Source organism: Bradyrhizobium sp. WYCCWR 13022, from assembly GCF_030435535.1.
Classification (GTDB): Bacteria; Pseudomonadota; Alphaproteobacteria; order Rhizobiales; family Xanthobacteraceae; genus Bradyrhizobium.
Genome location: NZ_JAUIZJ010000015.1, coordinates 287,081 through 296,729 on the forward strand (window position 1 = coordinate 287,081; position 9,649 = coordinate 296,729).

At 58.2% G+C, this 9,649-nt stretch carries 9 protein-coding genes and 1 pseudogene; 8 read left to right on the forward strand and 2 right to left on the reverse strand.

Annotation, left to right across the window (positions count from 1 at the left end):
• Positions 1-356 precede the first annotated feature (356 nt).
• The 7 genes from QY049_RS22770 to kynU all read left to right on the forward strand — a co-directional run bounded on the left by QY049_RS22770 (position 357) and on the right by kynU (position 7,605).
• Entirely contained in the window at positions 357-1,292 is a 936-nt protein-coding gene (locus QY049_RS22770) for a hydroxymethylglutaryl-CoA lyase (protein ID WP_128929962.1), read from the forward strand.
• Positions 1,289-2,506 (forward strand): CaiB/BaiF CoA-transferase family protein, encoded by a 1,218-nt coding sequence (locus QY049_RS22775; protein ID WP_232995541.1) that lies wholly within the window; start codon positions 1,289-1,291, stop codon positions 2,504-2,506. The genes QY049_RS22770 and QY049_RS22775 overlap by 4 nt, the downstream gene beginning before the upstream one ends.
• A gap of 46 nt (positions 2,507-2,552) precedes the next feature.
• Positions 2,553-3,599 (forward strand): ABC transporter substrate-binding protein, encoded by a 1,047-nt coding sequence (locus tag QY049_RS22780; RefSeq protein ID WP_237864943.1) that lies wholly within the window; start codon positions 2,553-2,555, stop codon positions 3,597-3,599.
• Complete coding sequence (locus QY049_RS22785) at positions 3,599-4,444, forward strand: ABC transporter ATP-binding protein (RefSeq protein ID WP_164933581.1); 846 nt, start codon at positions 3,599-3,601, stop codon at positions 4,442-4,444. Before QY049_RS22780 ends, QY049_RS22785 begins: the two co-directional genes overlap by 1 nt.
• Positions 4,445-4,446: 2 nt before the next feature.
• The gene (locus QY049_RS22790; RefSeq protein WP_128929959.1) at positions 4,447-5,298 is read left to right on the forward strand and encodes an ABC transporter permease; all 852 of its coding nucleotides are present in this window, start codon (positions 4,447-4,449) and stop codon (positions 5,296-5,298) included.
• A gap of 256 nt (positions 5,299-5,554) precedes the next feature.
• Positions 5,555-6,394 carry a tryptophan 2,3-dioxygenase gene (gene kynA / locus QY049_RS22795; protein ID WP_128929958.1) on the forward strand — a complete coding sequence of 280 codons (840 nt, stop codon included), beginning with the start codon at positions 5,555-5,557 and terminating at the stop codon, positions 6,392-6,394.
• A complete protein-coding gene (gene kynU / locus QY049_RS22800; protein ID WP_128929957.1) occupies positions 6,391-7,605 on the forward strand; it encodes a kynureninase in 1,215 nt (404 codons plus the stop codon). Before kynA ends, kynU begins: the two co-directional genes overlap by 4 nt.
• Positions 7,606-8,252: 647 nt before the next feature.
• On the opposite strand, the pseudogene QY049_RS22805 reads toward kynU, so the two are convergent.
• Positions 8,253-8,493 (reverse strand): annotated as a pseudogene (locus QY049_RS22805) (IS630 family transposase); the annotation flags it as partial.
• A gap of 224 nt (positions 8,494-8,717) precedes the next feature.
• The gene (locus QY049_RS22810) at positions 8,718-9,047 is read right to left on the reverse strand and encodes an EAL domain-containing protein (protein WP_128930197.1); all 330 of its coding nucleotides are present in this window, start codon (positions 9,045-9,047) and stop codon (positions 8,718-8,720) included.
• Between the two features lie 68 nt (positions 9,048-9,115).
• Here QY049_RS22810 and QY049_RS22815 point away from each other — a divergent pair, with 68 nt between their 5' ends.
• The gene (locus QY049_RS22815) at positions 9,116-9,490 is read left to right on the forward strand and encodes a hypothetical protein (protein ID WP_188637391.1); all 375 of its coding nucleotides are present in this window, start codon (positions 9,116-9,118) and stop codon (positions 9,488-9,490) included.
• Positions 9,491-9,649 lie beyond the last annotated feature (159 nt).

The window sequence follows — 9,649 nt, forward strand, 5'->3', positions numbered from 1 at the left end:
CGTGGCTTCGTGGACGAAAGGCATTCTTGGTGCGGCGCTTCCGTTTCACCAAGAACGCTATTTGGCTTACGCCAGAACCGCAGGGCGAAAGGATTCCGTCGGGATGCACCCCTGAAGCGGACGCCCGATGAATATCGCCGCGCGGCGCGCGAACAGGCAGCGCCAGGCAGTTCAGCCAACAGGATAATCCATGCAAACCTCACCCGAAAATAGAATTCCGCGGAATGCGAGCGGATCATGTCCTGGCCGCCCACCGGCAGAGCCTCGTTCCGGGGCCCCCGAAGCGGTTCGGAATCTTCATTGACAGATGATGTCACATATTGTTCTTTAATGCAAGAATATACAATAGGGCGCCAATGGACAATTCACCGGATGTGCACATCTGCGAAGTTGCACCGCGCGATGGCCTTCAAAACTTGGATGTCATTGTGCCAACAGGCGCAAAATGCGAGCTGATCAGTGCGATCGTCGCCGCGGGGGTGAGCGAGGTCGATGCGGGCTCATTTGTACCGGCTACGGTCGTGCCGCAATTCGGCGACGTTGGAGCAGTTGTTGCGCACGCGTTGACCCATAAGTCTACGACCATCGGCGCGGTCGTACCGAACGTTAAAGGTGCTGAGCGCGCGCTCGCGGCCGGAGTCAACAGCATGTATTTCGTGATCTCGGCGAGCGAAACGCACAACCGGGCGAATGTGCGCCGCACGATTGAGGAACAGCTCGAAGCATTCCGTGTAGTTCGTGCGAGGATCAACGCGCAAAAAGCTCCTGAGCGGCCGCATCTTGTGGGCGCTGTAGCGACAGCTTTTGGCTGCTCAATGGAAGGCGACGTCAGTGAGGCCGCGGTGTGTCGCCTTGTGCAGGGTTTCGCCGAGGCGGGTGCGGACGAGATCGGACTAGCAGATACCGTCGGCTACGGCACCCCAACGCAGGTTAAGCGGATCGTACGCGCGGTTCGCAACGAGACCGGCCCAAAAATGATGCTCAGGCTACATCTGCATGACACGCTTGGCGCCGGTCTTGCCAACGTCGTCGCGGGGCTCGAAGCGGATGTCCGGCGCTTCGATGCTGCTGTTTCGGGGCTTGGCGGCTGTCCCTTCGCACCGGGCGCACGGGGCAATATTGTGACTGAGGATCTCGTGTTCATGCTCGAACGGATGGGCCTCTCCACTGGGATCGATCTGGATCGGTTGATGGCGACACGCGAAATTCTCGCCCGGCACGTTGAGCAGAAGCACCTGACAGGTCATCTGCACGAGGCTGGAATTCCAAGGGTGTTGCGGAGGGTGGCATGATGGGCGGCAATCCCACATCAGGGCCGACAATTCCCCGCCCCCTCGAAGGCGTGCGCGTCGTTGAATTCAGTCAGATGGTCATGGGCCCTACCTGTGGGCTCATCCTCGCCGACCTGGGCGCCGATGTGGTCAAAGTCGAGCCGCTCAAGGGCGATCGCACTCGCTATTTCAAGGGGCCTGCCGCGGGTTTTTTTGCGACATACAGCAGGAACAAACGCAGCATCGCGCTCGACACGTCGAGCCCGGGAGGCAAACAGGTGGCGCGCCGGCTCACTGAGCGCAGCGATGTTTTGATCGAAAACTTCCGACCGGGTTTGATGAAGAGGGTCGGTCTCGACTACAATTCAGTGGCCGCATTCGCGCCGCGGCTGATTTATTGCTCACTCAAGGGATATCTCCCCGGACCCTACGAGAACCGTCTTGCGCTCGATGAAGTCGTTCAGATGATGGGCGGGCTCGCCTACATGACCGGCCTGCCGGGCCAGCCAATGCGCGCGGGCGCCTCAGTGAATGACGTCATGGGTGGCATGTTTGGGGTGATCGCGATCCAAGCCGCGCTCGCCGAACGACAGCGCACCGGCCGCGGTCGTTACATCCAAAGCGCCCTCTTCGAGAACAACGTCTTTCTAATGGCACAGGCGATGATGTGCGAGGTCGTCACCGGACGCCCTTCAATTCCGTACTCGGTGAAGGACAGTCCTTGGCCGATCTATGACCTGTTCGATACAAAGGACGGATCAAAGCTTTTCGTCACTGTCGTTGGGGAGGAGCAATGGCAGGCGTTCTGCCTCGCGTTTGATCGGGCTGCCTGGCTGAGCGATCCGCGTTTCATCACGGCTCAAGGTCGAGTTGATCATCGCGACTGGCTGATCCCGGAAGTCGCCAAGATATTTGGCGGCTGGAACAAGGCCGAACTTGCCGCGAAGCTGGAAGAACTTGAGCTGCCCTATGCGCCCGTGAACAAACCGGGTGATTTGTTCAGCGATCCCCACCTCAATAAATCGGGTGGTTTGACCGAGATCCGCTTGCCCGATGGCCGTAACACCAAAACCCCCTTGCTGCCGATATCGCTCGACGGCCGCCGCCTCGCAAATGGCAATGACCCGCCTCAGGTCGGCGAACATACACACGACATCCTCGGCGATATCGGGTTTTCGACAAACGAAATCGCTGCGTTAGAAAAAGCGGGGACAATCGCCTCGTCGGCCGTATGACGGATCTTAAGCGCCTGGTTCGCAACAAGCAGCAGGGGAGTAATGCATGACCATCACACGGCGCCGAGTCCTTGTTTCGGGCTCCGCATTTGCGGGCACCTCGTTGCTGCCGAGCCAGTCGCGCGCTCAAGGCAAGCCGGTCACCCTCGCCTTCGGCCCCACAACGCCAATCTATGCCATCGGCATGATCGCCGAGCTCAAGAACTATTTCAGGGATGAAGGACTCAATTCGAAACTGATTACAGGCAACTCGGGCAGTTTCGGTCGCCAGATGCTCGCTTCGGACCAAGCGATGTTCGCCCACGGTGACGCCAGTCACCCCCTTCAACTCACGGCGCGCGGCAAGGCATGCAAAATTCTGCTCGCAACTGAAATGGCGTGCTCGTACGCCAATGTTGTTGTGCGGCAAGACCTCTATGAAAGCGGCATCACGTCGCTCGAGAAGCTAGCGGCCTACAAGCGCCCAGACGGGGCCAAGCCGATCATCGCGGCCACGGCCATCGGATCGGGCAGTTGGGTCTATGGCACTTATCTGTTTGAAGCACGAGGGCTTGGCGGAAAAGTGAATTGGGTCGCTGGCGGCGGGCAGGAGATCATGTTTCCGTCTCTCGAAACCAAGCAGTTTGATGCCATCATGGCACCGCCAAGTTGGATCATCGAAATCAAGAAAAAGGGCTTTGGCACTCTGATCTACGATACCTCCCAACCGGGGATGTTTGAGAAAGATTTCGGGGGCACGGTTCCGGTGCTGGTCGTCTACACGCTGGCGGACACGATCGAGCAGGACAAGCCGACGGTACAGGCCTTCGTGAACGCGATTTATCGGGCGATGAAGTGGGTCAAAACGACGCCGCTCGCCGAAGTCCAGGCACTGGTTGCGCCCAAGTGGTTTTCTGGAATCGATCCCACCGCCGTTAGCGCAGAGCTTGGCTTTGACAAATTGACTTGGGCATATGACGGAAACATCGACAAAGCCGCCTATGATCGGGGCAGCAGAATTCGGTCCCGCAAGGGTACAGAAATTCCGGAGACTGCATACGAGGACGTTGTCGATATGAGCTTTCTCAATGTAGCGAAGGCAAAATACAAGTGATGTCCGCGCCTGGCCCCAGCCTCGCCGTTGCCCGAGAAACGACGAATGCGGACGCTGGTCGCACTCGGATTGCTGTGCAAGGACTAGTTAAGCGCTTCAGCGCCGGTCGAGGCGATTTTGCTGCCGTCGACAATGTATCATTCGAGGTTCGCCAAGGCGAATTCGTTGCCTTGCTCGGCCCCTCCGGCTGCGGAAAGAGCACGATCCTCAACATGGTGGCCGGGCTCTTGCCACATTCAGGCGGCCGAATTCTCGTCGACGGCGACTTAGTTGATACCGGCAAGGTAAATTCCAACGTCGGTTACGTGTTTCAGCGCGACACACTATTTCCTTGGCGAACGGTCGAGCAGAATATCGGCTACGGGCTCGAAATCTCCGGTATCACGAAGACGGAGCGTTCCGCGCGGGTTGCCGATGCGATTGGAAAGGCCGGGTTGACTGGCTTCGGCCAGAGCTTTCCTCGGATGCTTTCGGGCGGGATGCGTCAGCGGGTGGCCTTAATGCGCACCCTCATCCTCGAACCTGAAATTCTCCTGATGGATGAGCCTTTCGGCGCGCTTGATACTCATACCAAGCTGGAAATGCACAAGACATTGCTCGATATCTGGGAGCGCGAACGGCAGACTGTGCTGTTCGTAACTCACGACCTCGGCGAGGCGCTTACACTGGCCAGCCGCATCATCGTCCTGTCCGCAAGGCCCGGACGGCTGAAGGATGACTTCCAGGTGCCCTTTCCTCGTCCGCGAGATCCAGTCGGGTTGCGCGAAACGGCCGAATTCGGCCGCCTGTATTCTCACATCTGGCATTCGCTTGGCGAAGAGTTTCGCCGTACCAAGGCCGATTGATCATGGCTACCCGTCGTCAGGTGATCGTGCTCTGGCAGATCGCAATTTTCGCTTTTCTGCTTGTGATTTGGCAATGGGGCTTTGAATGGAGCAAAGCAGTTCTGCCAAGAGCCTATGTTCCCAAGATTCTCGACCCGTATTTCGTGGCGAAGCCGTCATTGATCTGGCAGAGCTTCTTGCGGCTTAGCTGCCTCAACGACCCATCGGATTTTCTGGTCTGCTTCAGGAATGCCGATAACAATCTTTGGATAGCGACGCTTGTCACGCTGAAGAATACTTGGTGGGGATTTCTGTTCGGCTCGGCCGCCGGCATCGTCGTTGGCCTCCTCCTCGGACGCTCGGACGTTCTTGCGCGCATATTTGGACCGTTCATTCTGGCGTTCAATTCGATCCCACGCATCGCGCTCGTGCCACTGATCATTCTCATGTTTGGCCTTGGCGATGTGTCGAAGGTGGTGACCGCCGCACTCGTCGTGTTCTTCATCGTGTTCTTTAATACGTTCGAAGGCACGCGGGCGGTCGACAGAGATCAAATTGCCGCCGCCCGCCTATTGGGCGCGAGCGAGCTGACCATCTTGCGTACCGTTGTCATTCCGTCTGCGCTGGCCTGGGTGTTCGCGTCTCTGCTCCCTGCAGTGTCGTTTGCACTTGTCGGCGTGATCGTCGGAGAGTTTATCGGCGCTGAACGTGGCCTCGGCAAGCTCATCATTGAGGCAGAGGCACGCGCCAATGCCAGCGAAATGATGGTCGCGATCTTTATAATGATGATCGTCGGAACCATGCTGGCGCTGCTTGTACAATATTTGCAATCATACCTCTTGCGTTGGCAGCCGCAGTTCGAAAGATCTGCATAAATCGTCGACCGGCAGATGATGGAACAGCGACGATGAATGCGCAATTTGGCACGCTCGCAGCGCGGGTGGGCGGCGGTGAACGTCTCAGCTTAAGTTGCCAAGCCGAGCTGATGGGGGATGTCCGGATCAGGCGGGAGGTTCCGAGTCGTCTCGTCGTCGAGCCAAATCGCAACCCCTGCAGGCGCAGTCGTCCCACTAAGAGATCCCTGGTCAGAGCTCACCCCTTGTCTGATCGGTCTGACTAAGGACGCCCGCGATGGCCAACAATGACTACGATCCAACAGCAGAAGGCGCAGAAACGAATTTCGCTGCGCGGATGTCCTATAGCGATTATCTGCGATTGGAGACCATTCTCAGCGCGCAGCATCCGCTGTCGGATGCGCACGATGAGATGCTGTTCATTGTGCAGCATCAGGCCTCGGAGCTCTGGATGCGACTTGCCATTCATGAATTGGGTGCGGCCCGCGACGCGATTGCACGCGACGCCGTCGCGCCGGCAATGAAAATGCTGGCGCGCGTCTCACGTATCTTCGAACAGTTGAACAGCGCATGGGACGTGCTGCGCACGATGACGCCAAGCGAGTATACGCATTTCCGGGCGAAGCTCGGACAGTCGTCCGGCTTCCAATCCCGTCAGTACCGCCTCATCGAATATGTTTTGGGCAATCGCAATCCAGCCATGCTGAAGCCGCACGCGCATGATGCGGAGGCGACACGGCTTCTTGAGAGGGAGCTCACAATCCCAAGCCTGTACGACGAGGTGCTGCGCCTCGGCAACCGCAAGGGGCTTGCGATTCCGCGCTCCGTACTGGAACGTGATGTCCGTGAAACGCATCGCCTCAACGATGCAGTGGTCGAGGCCTGGCGCTGTGTCTATGAGGCGCCGGAAACGCATTGGCTGCTCTACGAGCTTGCTGAGAAGCTCGTCGACTTCGAGGACTATTTCCGCCGTTGGCGCTTTAACCATGTGACCACCGTGGAGCGCATCATCGGCTTCAAACGAGGTACGGGAGGCACCGGCGGCGTCAGCTATCTCAAGCGAATGCTGGAGGTCGAACTATTCCCGGAACTCTGGCGCGTCCGAACGGTCCTATGAGCACTACAGAAAACAGATTGCGCGTTTACGAACAGACAAAGCCGCTGTTCAACATTCCGGACGGTGTGACATATCTGGATGGCAATTCGCTTGGTCCGCTGCCGCTTAGCACGGCTGATCGAATGGGCCGCGTCATCCAGCAGCAGTGGGGCGTCGAGCTGATCCGCGCCTGGAATACTGCCGGCTGGTATGTGCAGCCGCGCAAGCTGGGTGATCGGATTGCACGGCTTATTGGCGCTGAAACTGGGTCTGTCACCGTTGGCGATACGCTGTCGTTGAAGGTCTATCAGGCGCTCTCCGCCGCGCTCGAGATGAATCGTGATCGCAAAATCGTGTTGTCGGATACCGGCAATTTCCCGACCGATCTTTATATGGCCGAAGGCTTGATCGCGACCTTGGGACGCGGGCACCAATTGCGGCTCGTTCGGCCTGAGGAGATAGAGGAATCGCTGTCCGAGGAAATCGCGGTGCTCTATATCACGGAGGTGGACTATCGCACGGGGCGGCGTCATAACATGGCCGAGCTCACCGCAAGAGCCCACGCACTGGGCATCGTCACTGTCTGGGACCTCGCACATTCTACCGGCGCGTTGCCCGTCGATCTCGCACGCGTTGGCGCCGACTTCGCGGCCGGATGCACCTACAAGTATCTCAACGGCGGCCCTGGGGCGCCGGCGTTTCTCTACATTGCGCCGCGCCATGCTGATCACGCGCGGCCTGCTCTGTCGGGCTGGATGGGCCACGCCAAGCCCTTCGCCTTCGATCTCGGCTATGCACCAGCAGTTGGCATTGAGCGCATGAGGATCGGCACTCCGCCCGTGCTCGCTATGGCAGCGCTGGAAGCCTCGCTCGATATCTGGGACCGCATCGACATGCATGAAGTCCGCGCTCGCTCGCTCGAGCTCGCCGATCTGCTGATTGGCGAAGTCGAGCGTCTCTGCCCGCAGCTCAGGCTGGTGACGCCGCGCTCGCATGAAGAGCGAGGCTCACAGGTTTCGTTCGCATTTGAAAGGGGCTACGCAGCGATGCAAGCCCTGATTGCCCATGGCGTGATCGGCGACTTTCGGGCGCCCGACATCATGCGGTTCGGTATCACCCCGCTTTATATCGGCAAGGCCGAAGTGATGAGAGCAATCGAGGTGATCGAGCGGGTATTTACGCGGGAGCTTTGGCGGCGGCCAGAATATGACGTTGTGCATGCCGTGACATGAGCGCTTAGCAATGCGTGCGTCTCCACCAAGTCTGCTCACACACAATACCCTGCTGCGAGATAGCAGGTACTCGTCTGGCGGGTGTCCCTTTCCCCGACACAAAATCGTGTTACAGTCTGTGCATACTAGTGCTCGCTGGGATTTTGCATCACCTTCCCTTGGCTGGCTAAACGCCGCTCGCATCGGTTTTTCAAGCGGGCGGCGTTTTTGCCTTTTTGTGTTTACCGCCTTGAGCCAAACGAAAAAGCCCCGGTTTGCCGCCGGGACCTCCCTTTTCCGATATACGCATTTAAGCTGTGTCGGGTGGGACTGAGGAAGCACCCGACGATCTCCGCCTAACCGCGGTGTCCTAATTCATCGTTACGGAGTCCGAATTAGGATTGAACCTACAGATAGGCATGCATGCCGTTCCCGAGCGCCCCCGGCGAGGAGCTCCGCTCCTCGTTCCGCGACGGATCGAAGCAGGATGGAGTGCGTCGTTTCGGCGTAGAGAAGAAGGGAGTGTTCGAATGAACGGTGCCTTCTGGTTATTGCTCTTACTAGCCCGGCTTATCGGTGTCGGAAACGACTGAAACTCCGAAATTTGAGCGGGATCACCCTAACGTTTTTTGGAACGACTAAAATGCGCGAGCACCTAGTGGTTCAGCTCAGTGATTTTGACTCTTTGCGGTGGCTGGATAGGCGCGGCCGAGTTTGGCGCGTGCTTTGTCAGGTTGCGAACATCCACTTGATGCGAGCTCGAGTTTTGCTTCGCCGGCTTTGCCATGCTGCGATCTCGTTTCGGGACCTTTTGGGGTCGTCGATGCGGCGGCCAAGACACTGGCGCTGAAACACGCTGATCTCGCACTCGACCATGATGAGCCAACTGGCGTGTTTCGGGGTGTAGTGACCTGCCGGCCAAGCCGTCTGGCCCCCTCGCCCGCAACCGTCGAATTTTTTGGTCGCGCGCCTTCCGGCGCCGTCGTCGCAATGCCCACTTCCCGATCGAAATTATTTCGAAAAATGATAAGAAAAGGCGCGTCACGGAAAGCGACCAGAAAGATCTGCTGTCATCGGCAAATCAAGCAGACTTCATGATCTTCACGGTCCCGAACGGTATGCTACAATGTGCATTACACGGAGTGCCCAAGCCCCATCTTTCGTCGACGTGACCTGCCACTCATCATGTGGGACAAAACGGCGTGTGGCAGTTTTAGCCTACCGATCAAATAGCCTTGTGCTGCGTTGCAGCCGAGTTTGGGCAACCACGACCATTGCTGCTCCGTTTCGATACCCTCGGCCAGCAGCGGTATTCCAAGACTCCTGGTCCTGCTCACGATGGCACGCATGATCGCGTCGGAGCGCTGGTTGGTTCCAAGCTCCGCGACGAAGGGGCGATCGACTTTGATGCGATCGAATAGGAAAGCGTGGAGGTAATCGACTGACTTGGCTTCACGAGGAATACCACGCCTATCTGCAGGCTGCTGACGAGCCGCGTCGCGGCGACCTCGATAGCCGAGGCAATCTTACGATGGCAGGGCTTCTTGATTTCTGCAAATTCTTCCTGGCCACCTGTGTTGACCAGGTCAACTTCATGGCCGGGCTTTTGGAGCCGGAAGAATTACTGAGGCGGATGGAGATTTGGACCGAGGAGGAGACGCGTGCAAAGCGCCTTCCAAAGGGTTCATGGCCTTTGCTGCGCGAAGCGGTCATGGCGGGCGAATATGCTCGGGGCCCTGCGCGCGGCCTCACCGGCTACAAAGAGCGCCAGGCGCGGGCGGTGCTCAACTCCCTTATTGAAAAGGGTTACCTCGTCTCGTCCACAACACGCTCGCCGGTGAAGCTCGGCTTCCCAACTGCGGTTGTCGATCGTTGGTTTCCAACACTGTATCAGCCAACCGCTTAGAGCCACACGCCAGCCCGCTGCAGATTCGGTCCTGTTACCGCCGCCTCAGAAATTCCGGTATCGAAGGCGGAACCCTGGGGTCAACATTGGGTGTAACCGGCATGAGCCCCCCACCTGGGCATCGCGCGAATGAGCTGCGATACAGCCTGGCATGAACTG

Excerpts from the sequence above, each read along its gene's own strand:
- QY049_RS22770 (WP_128929962.1), top strand. The coding sequence starts at position 357 with ATGGACAATTCACCGGATGTGCACATCTGCGAAGTTGCACCGCGCGAT.
- QY049_RS22775 (WP_232995541.1), top strand. The coding sequence starts at position 1,289 with ATGATGGGCGGCAATCCCACATCAGGGCCGACAATTCCCCGCCCCCTC.
- QY049_RS22780 (WP_237864943.1), top strand. The coding sequence starts at position 2,553 with ATGACCATCACACGGCGCCGAGTCCTTGTTTCGGGCTCCGCATTTGCG.
- QY049_RS22785 (WP_164933581.1), top strand. The coding sequence starts at position 3,599 with ATGTCCGCGCCTGGCCCCAGCCTCGCCGTTGCCCGAGAAACGACGAAT.
- QY049_RS22790 (WP_128929959.1), top strand. The coding sequence starts at position 4,447 with ATGGCTACCCGTCGTCAGGTGATCGTGCTCTGGCAGATCGCAATTTTC.
- kynA (WP_128929958.1), top strand. The coding sequence starts at position 5,555 with ATGGCCAACAATGACTACGATCCAACAGCAGAAGGCGCAGAAACGAAT.
- kynU (WP_128929957.1), top strand. The coding sequence starts at position 6,391 with ATGAGCACTACAGAAAACAGATTGCGCGTTTACGAACAGACAAAGCCG.
- QY049_RS22815 (WP_188637391.1), top strand. The coding sequence starts at position 9,116 with ATGGCAGGGCTTCTTGATTTCTGCAAATTCTTCCTGGCCACCTGTGTT.